Origin of the sequence: Catalinimonas locisalis, from assembly GCF_038039535.1 — a bacterium.
In the GTDB taxonomy this organism is placed as follows: Bacteria; Bacteroidota; Bacteroidia; order Cytophagales; family Cyclobacteriaceae; genus Catalinimonas.
Map to the genome: position 1 here is coordinate 169,318 of NZ_JBBPHP010000003.1, position 16,470 is coordinate 185,787.

At 41.4% G+C, this 16,470-nt stretch carries 14 protein-coding genes; 7 read left to right on the plus strand and 7 right to left on the minus strand.

Annotation, left to right across the window (positions count from 1 at the left end):
- Positions 1-13: 13 nt before the first annotated feature.
- The 3 genes from WJR50_RS06675 to WJR50_RS06685 form a co-directional block, all read right to left on the minus strand.
- Positions 14-217 (minus strand): hypothetical protein, encoded by a 204-nt coding sequence (locus tag WJR50_RS06675; protein WP_341292465.1) that lies wholly within the window; start codon positions 215-217, stop codon positions 14-16.
- Between the two features lie 45 nt (positions 218-262).
- Positions 263-2,002: a 2-succinyl-5-enolpyruvyl-6-hydroxy-3-cyclohexene-1-carboxylic-acid synthase gene (gene menD, locus WJR50_RS06680; RefSeq protein ID WP_341292466.1), complete on the minus strand. Its 1,740-nt coding sequence runs from the start codon at positions 2,000-2,002 to the stop codon at positions 263-265.
- Positions 2,003-2,194: 192 nt separating this feature from the next.
- On the minus strand, positions 2,195-3,169 hold the full coding sequence (locus tag WJR50_RS06685) for a M23 family metallopeptidase (protein WP_341292467.1): 975 nt from the start codon (positions 3,167-3,169) through the stop codon (positions 2,195-2,197).
- 158 nt (positions 3,170-3,327) lie between these two features.
- Between WJR50_RS06685 and alaS the strand changes: the two genes are divergently transcribed.
- Positions 3,328-5,964, plus strand: a complete 2,637-nt coding sequence (gene alaS / locus WJR50_RS06690; RefSeq protein ID WP_341292468.1) for an alanine--tRNA ligase — start codon at positions 3,328-3,330, stop codon at positions 5,962-5,964.
- Positions 5,965-6,062: 98 nt separating this feature from the next.
- Here alaS and WJR50_RS06695 read toward each other — a convergent pair whose 3' ends face one another.
- Positions 6,063-6,470: a DUF4783 domain-containing protein gene (locus WJR50_RS06695; protein ID WP_341292469.1), complete on the minus strand. Its 408-nt coding sequence runs from the start codon at positions 6,468-6,470 to the stop codon at positions 6,063-6,065.
- A gap of 398 nt (positions 6,471-6,868) precedes the next feature.
- On the opposite strand from WJR50_RS06695, the gene WJR50_RS06700 reads away from it, so the two are divergent.
- The 3 genes from WJR50_RS06700 (at position 6,869) to WJR50_RS06710 (ending at position 10,872) form a co-directional block, all read left to right on the plus strand.
- A complete protein-coding gene (locus WJR50_RS06700) occupies positions 6,869-7,909 on the plus strand; it encodes a potassium channel family protein (protein WP_341292470.1) in 1,041 nt (346 codons plus the stop codon).
- 401 nt (positions 7,910-8,310) lie between these two features.
- Entirely contained in the window at positions 8,311-10,332 is a 2,022-nt protein-coding gene (gene ligA, locus WJR50_RS06705) for an NAD-dependent DNA ligase LigA (protein WP_341292471.1), read from the plus strand.
- A 6-nt stretch (positions 10,333-10,338) separates the two neighbouring features.
- Positions 10,339-10,872, plus strand: a complete 534-nt coding sequence (locus WJR50_RS06710; protein ID WP_341292472.1) for a DUF6913 domain-containing protein — start codon at positions 10,339-10,341, stop codon at positions 10,870-10,872.
- Between the two features lie 150 nt (positions 10,873-11,022).
- Here WJR50_RS06710 and WJR50_RS06715 read toward each other — a convergent pair whose 3' ends face one another.
- Together WJR50_RS06715 and WJR50_RS06720 are read right to left on the minus strand one after the other, a co-directional pair.
- Positions 11,023-11,199 (minus strand): BF3379 family histone-like protein, encoded by a 177-nt coding sequence (locus WJR50_RS06715; protein WP_277484152.1) that lies wholly within the window; start codon positions 11,197-11,199, stop codon positions 11,023-11,025.
- 92 nt (positions 11,200-11,291) lie between these two features.
- Positions 11,292-12,539, minus strand: a complete 1,248-nt coding sequence (locus WJR50_RS06720) for an aminotransferase class I/II-fold pyridoxal phosphate-dependent enzyme (protein ID WP_341292473.1) — start codon at positions 12,537-12,539, stop codon at positions 11,292-11,294.
- Positions 12,540-12,716: 177 nt separating this feature from the next.
- On the opposite strand from WJR50_RS06720, the gene accC reads away from it, so the two are divergent.
- From accC to WJR50_RS06735, 3 genes are read left to right on the plus strand one after another with little or no spacing between them, the layout of a single operon-like run.
- Positions 12,717-14,225 carry an acetyl-CoA carboxylase biotin carboxylase subunit gene (gene accC / locus WJR50_RS06725; protein WP_341292474.1) on the plus strand — a complete coding sequence of 503 codons (1,509 nt, stop codon included), beginning with the start codon at positions 12,717-12,719 and terminating at the stop codon, positions 14,223-14,225.
- A 32-nt stretch (positions 14,226-14,257) separates the two neighbouring features.
- Complete coding sequence (locus WJR50_RS06730) at positions 14,258-15,538, plus strand: DUF1015 domain-containing protein (protein WP_341292475.1); 1,281 nt, start codon at positions 14,258-14,260, stop codon at positions 15,536-15,538.
- Complete coding sequence (locus tag WJR50_RS06735) at positions 15,522-16,106, plus strand: Maf family nucleotide pyrophosphatase (protein ID WP_341292476.1); 585 nt, start codon at positions 15,522-15,524, stop codon at positions 16,104-16,106. The genes WJR50_RS06730 and WJR50_RS06735 overlap by 17 nt, the downstream gene beginning before the upstream one ends.
- A 3-nt stretch (positions 16,107-16,109) precedes the next feature.
- On the opposite strand, the gene WJR50_RS06740 is transcribed toward WJR50_RS06735, so the two are convergent.
- Positions 16,110-16,262 (minus strand): hypothetical protein, encoded by a 153-nt coding sequence (locus WJR50_RS06740; protein ID WP_341292477.1) that lies wholly within the window; start codon positions 16,260-16,262, stop codon positions 16,110-16,112.
- Between the last annotated feature and the right edge of the window lie 208 nt (positions 16,263-16,470).

The window sequence follows — 16,470 nt, forward strand, 5'->3', positions numbered from 1 at the left end:
GGAAGCTACATTATTATTTAATTTCGTAAATATCAAAATCTTCGGATTTGCCGTATTTGATCAGGTCGTTCAGTGTGTAAATTTCCAGTGAAGTCAGGTCTTTGAGCTTGTAGTTATCTTCGCCTAACCACTCCATCACCTCAAACTCTGATTCTTCACCGTAGTTGGTCAAAAAGTATTTTTTACCTATCCTGATATTGTCAAAAGAAATGGGCATTCTTGCTTTAATGTTATATGTTGAAAAGTGTAACCAACAGCTATTTCAGGCTCCATATTTCTGCTGAATCAGCTTTTTGTACTGCTTAAAAATTTCGGTATTCACACGAGCATCCGTTACAATTTCTAATAGCTGAGTATGCGCTGACGAACGCTGATAAAAACCAGGCAACAACTCTTTTAGTTCGTGCATATCTGCTTCGCTTTTTAACTCAATGTGCTGATACTGCATACCAAAGTCTCGTGTTGTATTTTCAGCTTCCAGAGTTTGTCTGGTTTCAAAGTACTCTTCCAGTTCGGGCTGGCTTGCCGGACCGTCAATCATTCTGAAGATTCCTCCCGCATGATTATTCAGCAATATTACCCGCAAATTAGGCAGCTTATAGTTATGCCAGAAAGCATTACGATCATAGAAAAAGGCCAGATCTCCGGTAATTAATACAGTCAGGCGGTCAGAACTCAAGGCTGAACCCACCGCAGTGCTATTGCTTCCATCTATCCCGCTGGTACCCCGATTAGCAAAAACCTCCACCCCATCCTGTTTTTCGCCCAAACCCACAAGATTTGCATAACGCACCGCCATACTGTTGGCCAGGTGCAGATTACTTTGGTCAGGCAAATAGTGAAGTACTTCCTTCACTGCCTGGAACTCACCAGGTTGATTGGGCTCCTCTTTTTCAAACAGAGTATTAATATAATTTGCTGCTTTTTGCTCCTCTCTTTGCCAGACCTTTACTAAATCGCTTTGGGTAGAAAGTATTCCCTTTTGCTGTAGCATGTTTTGGAAAAACGCCAAAGGAGAAGCATGCACTACCTGAGTCAATGCCTGAAAAGTGTCGGCAGCACTGCCCGAAGGCTGTATATGCCAATGCTGAGCGGGGCGATATTTTCGTAGAAAGAGCTTCAGGTTTTTGGACATCACCGACAAGCCAAAAGTAATGAGCAGATCGGGCTGAAGCTGCTTTAACAAATCTTCATCTTTTTGTGCCAGTAGCACATCCGCATGTTTGACCGCTCCTGATAGAGCATGCATATTTGAGATCACATCTGCTATTACTGGGATTTGATGCTCTTTGCTTATTTTCTCAATAACCTTAATCAAATCAACTTCCATAGCACCTTGTCCACAAACGATCAGCTTCTTCTCTGCTGCATTCCACTGCTCCAGTAAAGTTGAAGCCTGCGCGTTTGGCAAACTATAGTTAGCAGGAATTTGCCGGATAACTTTCACATCCTGATCAAACTTGATTTCTTCACCACGCTGTGGGTAAAAAGGTTCTCTGATCGGCACATTGATATGTACTGGCCCCTGCGGATAAGCTATGCATAGATTATGTGCTTCAGAAACCATTCTGCTCGCATACCATTGATCTTCTTGGGTTTGTCCAATCGGAAACTCAAAACTGGCCTTGATGTGCCTTCCGTAAATTTCTCTTTGGCGGATTGTCTGTCCATCCAGTTGATCAATCCACTCCGGCGGGCGGTCTGCGGTAAGCAAAAGTAGAGAAATCTGCTGAAAAAAAGCTTCGGCTACTGCCGGAGCATAGTTGTAAGCCGCAGAGCCTGAAGTACATATTAATACCACCGGTTCGTGCAACTGGCGGGCTATGCCTAAAGCCACAAAAGCCGCAGAACGCTCATCACTGAGAGTATAGGTTTTGATCTGCGGATGGCGCACAAAGGCAATAGACAAAGCAGCACAGCGTGAGCCGGGGGAAAGCACTGCGTGTCTTACACCCAACTGGGCACATATTTGTGCGGCCTGAATAATTGACGGAAGTATCAAACTATGTACAACTTATTTATGCTTCAACTTGAAATGGCACAGCAAGTTTGCCAAACTTTCATGAATTCACAACAAGCTTTATCAAAGTAGGGACATAAAAAAAGGAGCCGAAGCTCCCTAATATCATTATATGCCTAGTTATAAGTATTGCAACACAATTTGACCTTCAACTTTTAACCTTAAGCAATCAAACTAGAGTGACTGGTTCTCAATAGAGGCCAGTTGTACCAACACTTCGTATTCCTCAGCCGTGATATCCTGATAGAAGAAGTGGATAGGATTTACCTTATCCCCATCTTTCAGAATTTCATAGTGCAGGTGAGGTGCAGTTGATGTACCTGTATTCCCTACATAACCAATGCACTGGCCACGCTCTACAGTTTGCCCAACTTTTACATTAAAGTCAGACATATGAGCGTATTTGGTGATATAGCCAAAGCCATGCTCTATTTCCACCTGTTTTCCGTATCCGGTGAATGAGCTTTTTACTGTAACCACTTTACCAGCACCCGTAGCATAGATAGGTGTACCCTGCGGAGCAGAAAAGTCAATGCCAGGGTGCATCATTTTCACTTTATAAATAGGGTGCATACGCATACCAAAACCGGAAGCCAACCTTCTAAGCTCTTTGTTAGATACTGGCTGAATGGCAGGAATTGCTGCCAGCATCTCCGTTTTATCTTCCGCCATACCCAGCAAGTCATCATAAGATTTGGTCTGGATATACAGCTGACGCTTAAGCTTATCTACTTTTTCTTTGGTATTGAGGATAAGTTCTTCTCTTTCCAAACCATCTTCCAGTAATTCTTTATAGCGTTCTACTCCTCCTACTCCCGCATTTCTTACTGACAAAGGAATAGGCTCAGCTTCAAATATGGTACGATAAACATGATTATCTCTATCCTGCAAAGATGTCAACATATCGTTGGCACGCTCCATGTCTTTGCTCAGCATATCATAATAAAACTGTAACTCTTCGTTTTCCTTTTTGAGCCTGGCTGCTTTTGGTGATTCAAAATAGGTGTCAAAAACTATAATTAGGCATATTCCTGCTACCAACACTAGTGATATGAACCCTAATACATTTAAAAAGACATCCCATTTACTCACCCGGATGCGTTCGTATTTGCAGGTTTCGGTATCGTAATAATATTTTATCTTAGACATTGTTAATGCTGGTTTCTAATCTTTAATTTTGTCCCTTTAAGCATTTGAAAATCAAGGTATCAGTTATAGATGCATGAAAGAGTGAGTTATAAATGTGGTAATATCCTAAATTTACACTATTTCATATTATGCGTTTGCGCTGAAAAATTACGTGTACAATGAATTCTCAGGAAATAAGAACAACATTCATACAATTTTTTGAAAGTAAGAAACATCAGTTTGTACCATCTGCCCCTATCGTAACAAAAAACGACCCAACTCTTATGTTTACGAATGCGGGTATGAACCAGTTTAAAGACTACTTTTTAGGGAATAAACCCGCACCTTACAGTCGAGTTGCAAACAGTCAAAAGTGCCTAAGAGTTTCCGGCAAGCATAATGACTTAGAAGAGGTAGGCATAGATACTTACCATCATACGATGTTTGAGATGTTGGGAAACTGGTCTTTCGGAGACTATTTTAAAAAAGAAGCCATTGCTTGGGGTTGGGAACTACTGACAGAAGTATATAAACTCCCCAAAGATCGTTTATATGTCACTGTTTTTGGTGGAGATGAAGGCGATAACTTACCTGTTGACCAGGAAGCTTTTGACCATTGGAAGGAGATTATTGATGAAAATCGCATCCTTTACGGCAACAAAAAGGACAATTTCTGGGAGATGGGCGATACCGGTCCCTGTGGCCCCTGCTCAGAAATTCATATTGACCTTCGCCCTCAGGAAGAGGTAGATCAAAAACCCGGAAAAGAGTTAGTCAACCAGGATCATCCGCTGGTAGTGGAGATATGGAACCTGGTATTTATGCAGTTTAACCGTCAGGCTTCGGGTGAACTTAAACCCCTACCTGCTAAACATGTAGATACCGGAATGGGCTTTGAACGTCTGGCTATGGCCATACAAAAAACAGCTTCCACCTACGATACTGACGTTTTCACCCCGCTCATTAAGCAGGTATCTGCTTGGGCTGGCGTAAAGTATGGTGAAAAGAAAGAAACGGATATTGCCCTTAGAGTCATTGTAGACCATATCCGTGCGATCTCCTTTGCCATTGCCGACGGACAATTGCCTTCCAATAACAAAGCAGGTTATGTGATTCGCCGCATTTTGCGTAGAGCAGTGAGGTATGGCTATACATTTCTGAATTTCAAAGAGCCTTTCCTCTACCGTATAGTTCCTCAGCTTTCTCAGCAGTTCGTAGATATATTTCCCGAACTGCCAGCACAAAATGACTTCGTGGCTAAGGTAATACAGGAAGAAGAGGCTTCTTTCTTGCGCACATTAGAAATAGGCTTGCGTAAGCTGGACCAGATCAAGCAAGAGTATAACGAACAGAAAGTTATTCCAGGAGCTGTAGCTTTTGAACTGTACGATACTTATGGGTTTCCGCTGGACCTCACCGCTTTGATTGCCAGAGAAAGTGGTCTTTCAGTGGATGAAAAAGGTTTTCAGCAGGAAATGGCGAAGCAAAAAGAACGCTCCAAAGGAGCCGCTACGGTAGACACCGGAGATTGGGTCAGCCTGTTGGATGAAGATAATATTGAGTTTATAGGCTATGACAGCCTTATTACTGAAGCTCAGATCGTCCGTTACCGACAGCTTAAAGAAAAGAACAAAACTTATTATCAACTCGTCCTGAACCGTACGCCTTTCTACCCCGAAGGCGGTGGACAGGTAGGAGATACAGGTTTTATTGAGGCAGAGGGTAAGAAAACTCACATCATTGATACCAAGAAGGAGAACGACCTCATTATTCACTATACCAAAGAACTTCCTGAGGATGTTCACGCTACTTTTAGCTGTGTAGTGAATGCGGACAAGCGCCTGCTGACCATGAATAACCATAGTGCTACCCACCTGCTGCATGCTGCGCTCAAACAAGTTCTGGGAGAGCATGTGCAGCAGAAAGGTTCGTTGGTCAATGATCACTTACTAAGATTTGACTTCTCACACTTTGCCAAGATGAGTGAGGAGGAAATCAGAAAGGTAGAGCATATTGTAAATCAGAAGATTCGTGCAAATATTGCTTTGGAAGAAATGCGCAATATCCCTATGGCAGAAGCCAAAGCGATGGGAGCCACTGCCCTATTTGGGGAGAAATATGGTGATTTTGTACGCGTGATCGCTTTTGACAGAAATTACTCGCTGGAGCTTTGCGGAGGAACCCACGTGACCTCTACCGGTAATATTGGCTTATTCAAGATCGTTTCCGAAAGTTCTATCTCTGCCGGAGTTAGAAGGATTGAAGCCATCTCAGCTGATGCTGCTGAAGCTTATGTTTATGAGCAGGAAGATTTGATGAGAGAAATCAAAGAAACACTCAAGAACCCTGCTGATCTCAAAAAAGCTATTGAAACTTTGGTAAGCGAGCGTAATCAACTTCAGAAAGAGATAGAAAGCCTACAACAGAAAGAGGCTCTAAATGCTAAAGATAGTATTATCAATAAGGCCTATCAGGTGGGCGATGTGAAAGTAATTGTAGACAAGGTGTCTTTGCCTAGTGCCGATATGCTTAAGAAGCTGACTTTTGATATCAAAAACCAACTGGATAACCTGATTTTGGTATTAGCTGCTGATATTGATGGAAAGCCTCAAATTGCTATGGCTGTTGACGAACCTCTTATCAAAGCCCACGAGCTACATGCTGGTAATATGGTACGAGAGTTGGCCAAGAATATCAAAGGTGGTGGAGGTGGACAGCCTTTCTTTGCTACAGCCGGAGGAAAAGATATAAGCGGCTTAGATAATGTGCTGACAGAAGCAAAGAAGATGATTGAGGAAAAATTCAATAAGTACTGAGAAAGATTGATTGGTAAGTCAGAGAAGTAAGTACTTTACTGGCTTGCCAGTCATTTTTAGGTAGGTATAGGAAAGTAGAATAAGTCTAATTGACTATTTTATTCTTCATTAAAATCAATCTTATCTACCATATAGGCTCCTCCTATCTGCTTGATCAGCATAAAGACTCTGAACTCGCCGCGATCATAAGTATAGGTGCCCACAGTATATTTTAATCCTTCTTTTGAAGAACCCTGATGCACATAACGAAAACCTTGAGGGGGGTATTTATTGAAAAAATCTTTGAGTACAAATTCGGCCTGATTGCGGCTATAGCTTGCCTTCTCTCCGTTTACGCTAATCTCAACAGTATTATTGAGATACTTGCTCAATTCTCTTGAGCTTCCTGTTTTTAAAGCATCTCTTACGTTATTGATCACCTCATTCTGTGCATTAGAAAAAGCACTTCCCAGCATCAACCAGCAAATCAAAGTGATCGCAAACGCTCTAATGATCTTTACATTCATAAACTAACTGCAAAATTTACAGTTTTGATTACCAAAACTGTGCCAACGACCGGACTCTTAGAAAGATTCAAATCTATCATCTATAAAACTTACTTAATCTCTCTATAGCTCAACAGAATTCCTTTATAATACATAATTACACTGTAGCAATTTATTATGCAAAAAGGATCAGTAATATTAATTTACTGTTGAAAAAGTAAATACAGGTTACTATTGCATAGTAATTTAGCAATATATAAAAAAAATATTCACTTATTTTTTAGAATTCTTCAAATTATAGCTTTCCTACCTTTAACTTCCATTATACCCTCTTTCACCGTTATATTGGTAGTTTTCTTTCAAGCTGTATCTTTGAAAGTATTGTATCCCCATTTGACGTTTATTCATTTGCTTAAAACATGAGTGCTGGCAACGCTATCCGAAAAGTTGGGCTAAAAAAAATAAAGTTAGGCCGTATCACTCTTGGTTTGTCTTTACTATTATTTAGTGTAGTCGTAGGAATGATAGGCTTCATTACGCTTGAGAAATATTCAATGCTGGAAGCCTTCTATATGGCCATTATCACCTTATCTACTGTAGGCTTCACTGAAGTCCAGACCCTCTCAGATAATGGGCGCCTATTTACCAGCTTTTACATCATATTCAACCTGGGAATATTTGCTTATGCCATCAGTATCATCACTACCTATATTGTAGAAGGTGAGTTCAAAGAAATTTATCATCAATACATGATTAGTAAACGGGTTCAACGTATGCAGAATCATATTATCGTTTGTGGATTTGGCCGAAATGGGACCAAAACCTGTGCTGAGCTGTTGAAAAGTCAACGTCCATTTATCCTTATAGAGCAGAATGTAGATTTGGCGGACCATTTCCCTTCCGATAGCAATTTTGAGTATATCATCGGAGATGCTACCAGTGACGAAACGCTGCTCACCGCCGGAATAGAGCGGGCAGAGGCGATCATCACTACCTTACCTCGCGATGCTGACAATGTATTTATCACATTAACAGCAAGGGAACTCAATCCTAAGGTAAGAATCATTTCGCGCGCTACTGAAGAAAGTGCTTCCAAGAAGCTGTACCGGGCCGGTGCCAATCAGGTAGTGATGCCCGATGCCATAGGAGGCATACATATGGCCCAGTTGATCACTAAGCCAGAGGTAATTGAATTTTTAAATCTACTCACTGGAGTGAGTAGTGAACATCTGAAGTTAGAAGACTTTTCTTACAATGAACTTAAGGATGAATTTAAAGACAAAACTATCATGGACCTTGACATTCGTAGAAGAACGGGAGCCACTGTCATTGGCTTCAAAAGTAAACGCCACGGCTTCACCATTACACCTCCCGGTGATCTGAAAGTAAGCGAAGGAGACACCATGATTATCATTGGCAATGCACAAAGCATTGCTGCTTTTAAAAAGACTTACGGCTGATCTTTGAACAACATATCACTGTAGAATATTTTCATTGCCAACAAAGAAGGTTTTAGACTGTTTATCTATTACCACCTTATGCACCTTTCTAAGCACAACTTTCAAATATATAGTATCTTGAAACAAGTACCTCCCCTATAAACAATACAGTATATTTTGCCTGTCTTTGGAGTAGGACTTTTTCTACCTGCTCAGTATTTTCACAGCGTATTTTGATTTTCAAATTAATAAAGCTCCAAATAATTAGAGGGTGCCCCGAAACTACATGTTCTGCTTTTAGCAGACTAACAGTCTCTTCTACAATATTGTAAGTGTTTGTTATTCTGACATAGCGAGTTGGGTCCTGAGCTTTTGAATTGCAGGTAAATCAAGTAGATTTGTAATACTTCAAAAATGCCCTTATGACAAGCGAGGAAGCGAAAAAAAAGATTGAAGAACTTACTGAAAAAGTTAACTATTATAACCAAAAGTACTATCAGGAAAGCATTTCCGAAATTTCAGACTATGAGTTTGACCAGTTGCTGGAAGAACTGATTTCTCTGGAAAATGACTTTCCTCAGTTTCGCTACCCTGACTCTCCTTCTCAGCGCGTAGGCGGTACCATTACTAAGGAGTTTGAAACGGTAGTACACGACTACCCTATGCTCTCCCTGGGGAATACATATAGCCAGGAAGAACTAAGCGAGTTTGACAAACGAGTAGCCAAGGGTCTCAATAATCAGCCTTATGAGTACTTTTGCGAACTCAAATTTGATGGCGTAGCCATAAGCCTGCTTTACGAAAATGGGTATCTGGTGCGAGCTGCTACCCGGGGCGACGGTACCCGGGGTGATGATATCACCTACAATGCGAAAACTATCCGTACCATTCCTCTCAAAATACAGGCAGAAAATCTACCTACTCGTTTTGAAGTCCGTGGAGAAGCTTTTATGCCTCGCACTGTATTTAATAAGCTGAACAGAATCAGGGAAGAAGAAGGTGAAATGCTCATGGCTAATCCCAGAAATGCGGCTTCAGGTAGTCTTAAAATGCAGGATTCTGCACTGGTAGCCCAACGCCAGCTGGACTGCTACCTTTATGCACTGGTAGGCGATGACTTACCCGTTTCTACCCATGCCGAGGCTATTCAAACTTTAGAAACATGGAATTTCCATATCTCCGATACTTATCGGCGCTGCGAAAACATAGATGAGGTTTTCAAATACATTAATGAGTGGGAGAAGAAAAGACTGGAGCTACCTGTAGATACAGATGGTATTGTGATTAAGGTAAACAGTCATGATCAACAAAGAGTATTGGGTAGTACCGCAAAAAGCCCCCGCTGGGCCATTGCATATAAGTATAAGGCACAGAGCGCTTCTACCAAACTCTTGGATATTGATTATCAGGTAGGCCGTACCGGAGCTATTACTCCGGTTGCCCATCTTTCTCCAGTAAAATTAGCTGGGACCACCGTAAAAAGAGCTTCTCTTCACAATGCTAACGAAATCGCCCGCCTGGATCTAAGGATAGGGGATACGGTATTTGTAGAAAAAGGCGGTGAAATCATTCCTAAAGTAACCGGTGTAGACGTAGGCAAACGTCCTCCCCACAGTCAGGCTGTAAAATATATAGATCACTGTCCGGCATGCGATACCCCTCTGATACGGAAAGAGGGAGAGGCGCAACATTTTTGCCCCAATATCAAAGGGTGCCCCCCCCAGATTAAGGGAAGGGTGGAACATTTTATCCAGCGCAAGGCCATGGATATTGACAGCATGGGGAAAGAAACTGTTGCTTTGCTTTACGAAAAAGGGCTCCTTCATACCCCGGCCGACCTGTATAAGTTAACCTACGAAGACATCTTTATGCTGGAAGGTTTCAAAGATCTTTCTACCCAAAATCTGCTGAAAGGTATAGAGGAGTCTAAAAAAGTCCCTTTCGAGAATGTTCTTTTTGCATTGGGTATCCGTTATGTAGGTAAGACAGTAGCCGAAAAGCTAGCCCGTCACTTCGGAAATATCACAAATCTGGAGAATGCCAGTTTTGATGAATTAGTGAATGTACCGGAAATAGGTGAGAGAATTGCCCAAAGCATTATTGACTTTTTTGAAGATCAGGATAATCGCGATATTGTAGACGAGTTAAAGGAAGCTGGTTTACAGTTTGAGATTGTAGAAGAAGAAGAGCTGAGAGAAAGCACTACTTTGGAAGGAAAGTCATTTGTAGTATCCGGTGTGTTTCAGTCTTTCAGCAGAGAAGAAATTAAAGAAAAGGTAAGAATCAACGGCGGACAAATTGTATCAGCGGTTTCTGGTAAAGTAGATTATTTATTGGCAGGGGAAAATATGGGGCCTGCCAAACGTAAAAAGGCAGAAAATTTGAACATTTCAATTATTTCTGAACAAGATTTCTTAAATATGCTAAACACCCAAAAAATGTAGTGTGCTATGTTCATGTTCATCACCAGAAAAATCATCAAATTTCAACTTCCTGGGCTACTCAAAAAGTCACAGGTGAAGCACAAAACTGTTAACTATGACAAAGCTCAGAGGGTGGGCATCCTGGTTACTTTTCATGATCATGAGAAGCAACATACTATAGATGAGTTCATTGATCATTTGGTTGCTGACAAAAAAGAAGTGCAGGTACTCTGCTATGATAAGCGTCGGGCTCGCAACAAGATTTTTGGTTACTTACAATTTACTGACAAGAATATTTCTTTGGTGGGCAAATTTAAAGATGAACATGTCATAGACTTTATCAACAATGATTTTGACTACTTATTTCATCTTGACCTGGAATCTAATGAGGTTTTGGACAAAATTTTGGCTTTAAGCCAGGCTAAATGTCGCATAGGAAATGACATGGAAGAACATCGTGCTTTTTATGAGCTAATGATCAAATCTGACACCTTGACCCAACTTTGTAATCTTATGCAGCATTATGTCAAAATTGTAAATGTGAATGAAGAACAGGTCTAAAGCTAATAGGCAACTTCCCTAAAGCTCAGGAAATTAACATAATCACTAACATTTTTTGCTACCAATCGAAGTGCAAACTGTATTAATAAAAATAAAAAAGGCAGCTCAAATTTGAACTGCCTTATGTCTTTAAAATCAGTAATATCGATTTTAAGCTTTGTTTTTAATATCCTGAACTTCGATTCTGATCTCTTGCGCCAAATTTTTCAGCTCCTGCATACCCTTTCTTACACGGGTACCAGCGGCTTGATTTTCTTTGTCGTAAAATTTCTCGAAGTCTCCTTCTAGGGACATTACTAAATCTCTAAGTTGATCAAATCTTTTCATAGTTAAGTCTGGTTGTATGAAAAATGTTGTTTAGGCGGCAATATAGCTAATATGCTATACAATGAGCAAAAAAATTTGCCAATAATTAAGATTTATTGGAAAGCTGCCGCTAGCTCACCTTTTTTGTAAACGCCGGATTCCAGTTTATGTTTTACCGCCTCAAACGCTTTTATCGTTTCTTCCACGTCTTCCAATGTATGTGCGGAAGTAGGAATCAGGCGTAGCATAATTACATCCTTAGGCACTACCGGATAAATTACGGCAGAGCAGAAAATAGCAAAATTTTCTCTCAGGTCATACGCCAAAGCCGCAGCCTCCCCTACACCCCCAGTCAAGATCACAGGCGTAACCGGACTTTGTGTGGTACCAATATTGAACCCACGCTCCTTAAGACCATTTTGTAATGCATTAACAACTTTCCAGAGATTTTCACGAAGTTCCGGCATGTTCTTGAGCATTTCAAGACGCTTGAGGCCTCCTTCAACCAGTACCATGGGCAGTGACTTGGCAAAAATCTGAGAACGGGTATTGTAGCGTAGGTAACGAATTACCTGCTCATCGCCAGCTACAAAAGCACCGATGCTAGCCATAGCTTTGGCGAAGGTAGAGAAGTATAAATCTATACCATCCTGAACACCTTGCTCTTCTCCGGCACCTGACCCATTAGGACCCATAGTACCAAATCCGTGAGCATCATCTACCAACAGGCGGAACTCATATTTCTCTTTTAAGGCAACAATCTCTTTCAGTGCACCCATGTTACCTGACATACCGAAGACACCTTCAGTAATTACCAAGATACCTCCTCCGGTTTCTTTGGCTAGCTTAGTAGCGCGAGCCAGCTGTTTTTCAAGGTTTTTGATATCATTGTTAGGGTATACGAACCGCTTACCCATATGCAACCTCACTCCGTCAATAATACAGGCATGAGACTCGGCATCATATACAATAATGTCTTTACGGTCTACCAGAGCATCTATAATGGATAAGATTCCCTGATATCCATAATTGAGCAACATAGCACTTTCTTTCTTCACAAAAGCTGCCAGATTCCTCTCTAACTCATCATGTTTTTCCGTATTTCCCGACATGATTCTGGCACCCATCGGGTAAGCCATGCCCCACTTTTCAGCGGCTTCTCTGTCGACTTTTCTAACTTCAGGGTGGTTGGCAAGTCCTAAGTAACTATTAAGACTCCAGGTCAAGACTTCGCGACCTCTGAATTTCATGCGGGGCGCAATGTCTCCCTCTAATTTGGGAAACATAAAATAGCCATCTTCTACCCCTGCATGTCTGCCCAAAGGCCCCATGTCAACCGTAAATTTCTTGAATAAATCCACGTTTGCTCAGTTATGTGTAAACAAAATTTTACTAGATTATCGGGCAAAGTTAACATTATAAAATTCCTCCACAATGGTTCATATCATTAATTTTGCGCTTTCACTTAGCTAATTTTAAATGAAAAGCATCATTTATTAGAAATATGTCAATAATTTATTAGAATACTCCTTTTTTCTATGTCCAAAATCAAAAAAATTCTCGTAGCCAACCGGGGTGAGATCGCTTTAAGAATTATGCGCACCGCACGTGAAGAAGGTATACCTACGGTAGCTATTTTTAGCGAAGCTGATCAACTATCTCCCCATGTGCTTTATGCTGATGAAGCTGTTTGTGTAGGCCCTCCCCAGTCTTCACAATCCTATCTTAAAATAGATAACATCATTGAAGCCTGTAAACAAACCGGAGCAAATGCAGTCCACCCTGGCTATGGCTTCCTCTCAGAGAACGCTGCTTTCGCTCAGCGTGTAGCGGATGAAGGGCTGATCTTTGTAGGCCCTTCTCCTCAAGCCATTGAAACGATGGGCAGCAAACTCGCCGCCAAAGCAGCAGTCAAAAAGTATGGGGTTCCTCTTGTGCCGGGCACTGAAAAACCCGTGACTGATATTACAGAAGCAAAAGCTGCCGCTAAAGAAATAGGCTACCCAATCCTGATCAAGGCGAGTGCAGGAGGCGGTGGCAAAGGAATGCGCATCGTTGAGGAAGAAAAAGACTTTGAGGAGCAAATGGAGAGAGCGGTCAGCGAAGCTACCTCCGCTTTTGGAGATGGATCAGTGTTTATTGAGAAATTTATTGTTGGCCCAAAACATATTGAAATCCAGGTACTTGGTGACGAGCACGGAAACATCATTCACCTTTTTGAACGAGAGTGCTCCATCCAGCGACGCTACCAGAAAGTGATTGAAGAAGCTCCTTCTCCAATCATGACAGAAAGTGTGCGACAGGCGATGGGCGAAGCCGCGATAGGCGTAGCCAAAGCCTGTAATTATGTAGGGGCCGGTACCGTAGAATTTGTCATGGGGCAAGACATGCAGTTTTATTTTCTGGAGATGAATACTCGCCTGCAGGTTGAGCATCCGGTCACCGAAATGATTAGCGGAATTGACCTTGTCAAACAACAATTGCTCATCGCACAGGGTGAAGCTATTTCTTTCCGGCAAGAGGATTTGACTATTAATGGTCACGCTCTTGAAGTAAGGGTATATGCAGAAGATCCTGCCAATAATTTTCTGCCAGATACAGGTAAGTTACAGACCTATCGTCGTCCCCAGGGGCCAGGTATTCGCGTAGATGATGGTTTTGAAGAAGGTATGCAAATCCCCGTATACTATGACCCCATGATCGCCAAACTCATCGTACATGCCGAAGATCGTGAAACGGCTATCAGCAGGATGCTGCGGGCAATTCATGAGTATGAGATAACCGGTGTGGAAACTACACTGGATTTTTGCCGCTTTGTGATGCAGCATGAGGCATTTACCTCAGGACGTTTTGACACTAAATTTGTAGATCAGCATTTTGATGCAGCACTACTTGCTGAACAGAAAAAGGATGAAGAGTTAGAACGAATAGCAGCTTTTGTAGCCTCACACCTCTTTCAGCAAAAAGATAACAAGCCAGTTAATACAGCAGCTACTACCTCAAGCGGCAGCAGCCAGCGGAGTTGGAAACAAAGAAGGTTCTCCTAAACCTTTTTTGTTCTCTTTTGTAATTCACTAATATGGCAGTAATTCGTCCGTTTAAAGCATGGAGATATAATGATGAGCTGACTCAAAATATTGGAGATCAACTTTCACCCCCCTTTGATGTAGTATCTCCCAAACAACGAGCATCGCTCTATCAAAACCCGCTCAACAGTATCCACCTTTCCGTACCTTCAGGAAATCATCCGGCGCAGCAGGCAGCCGAAACTTTGGAAAAATGGAAGCGGGAAGGAACTATCAGGCAAGACGAAATTCCCGGTATTTATGTTTACTACCAATATTTCCGCCTGCCCGGTGATCCGAATGAGTACTGCCGAAAAGGTTTTATTTGCATGATTGAGGCTTCATTCTGGGAAGAAAATGTAGTTTTGCGTCATGAGGATACCATACCCAGTTCTGTAAATGACAGGATACAACTACTGGAAGCTACTCAGCTCAATGCCAGCCCAACCCATGGTTTGTACACCGACCCAGAACATCACTTGGAAACACTCATGGATCTGAGCATGGAAAATGTATTATACGAAGCAGAAGATTTTCAGGGAGTACGGGATGTTCTTAGCGTCATACGGAAAGAGGACAAAATTCAGCACTTCTTGTCACTACTCGCTGAAAAACAAATTATCCTTGCCGATGGGCATCATCGCTACGAAAGTTCATTAGTATATCGGAGAAAAATGATGCAAAATAACCCTCATCATCATGGAAAGGAAGGTTATAATTTTCATCTGATGTACCTCACCAATACTGAATCCGAAGACATAAAAGTACTTCCTACCCATCGCCTGGTAAAAAACACACATGCTATTGATACAGATACATTGTTGAAAAAGAGTGCTCAATATTTTGAACTTAAACCTCAGGAAAATAACTGTGATATCCCTGAAGTGATCGCCGGTAAATCCTGGACTTTTGGCTTGCTTCTCAGGGATTCCTGCTATAAGCTAAAGCTCAAGCCTGAAGTGCATCAGGAGTTAAACTTACCTATCAGCGAAGCTTTGAAGAAGCTTGATATAGTGGTATTACATTATTTCTTTCTGGAAAGAGTATTAGGAATTGTCTGGCAGGAGCAACGAAGTTCAGAGCAAATTGCGTACGAACGGAGTTTTGCCAGTTGCTTGTATCAGGTAACTACTACCCATGAAGCACAAATGGCAATCATCACCAATGGAGTAAGCATAAACCAAATTAAGGAAATCTGTTACGGAGGTCATTTGCTTCCTCAAAAATCTACTTACTTTTATCCCAAAGTAATTTGTGGTTTTTTATTTGGCTCTATCCATGAAAATGAATTTTAACCTCATTTTGGCATCAAACTCTCCCCGTAGACAACAGCTACTTAGCGAACTGGGACTTAAATTTCAAATACGAACGCTGGAAGTAGAGGAAAGTTATCCCGATGATCTTAACGTAGAAAAAGTGGCTGAATACCTGGCAATTAAAAAAGGCAGGGCGTATCAGAAAACCATGGAAAAAGATGAAATTATCATTACCGCTGATACTACTGTGGTGATAGATGAATCGGTGGTGAATAAGCCCGCAGATTTTCAGGAAGCCTTTCAGATGCTAACACAGCTTTCTGGAAATACTCATCAGGTGATTACCGGAGTATGTCTTACGCTGGCTGAACAGCAACAGAGTTTTCGTGATGTTACCCGCGTAACCTTCAGAAAGCTGGAAGATGACGAAATTAATTACTATATCAACCAGTACCATCCATTGGACAAAGCAGGTGGATATGCTATTCAGGAATGGATAGGCATGGTTGGCATCACACATATTGAAGGCTCTTACTTCAACGTAGTGGGCCTTCCGGTAGAAAAACTTTATGGTAAACTAAGAAACTTCCACCAGCTCACGCTTTAATCGCTAGTTGTTATGGAACTTGTAGGCTCTTTTCGGCTTAAAATCCTTAACGTACTTGTCAAAATTATCCACAGCTTTAAGCCAACCGTCATGGTAGCTACGATATACTGTGCCTTTATCTTTATAAATGGAGGCTACTGTCTTCTCGGTTTTCATGATACTAAAGTTTAGAGTTCAAGCTACCTTGTTAGCAAATATGAAAATGCTAACGATATTTTAAAAAAATTACTTATAATGCAACGTAAACAACAAAACATTGTTGTTATCATAATAATATGATGAAAAAATATTTTGTTGTACTCTAATCATACCGACCGCCAAATCTTCAAAATTGACTCAGCTTAGTAGATTATAAGAAAAAATC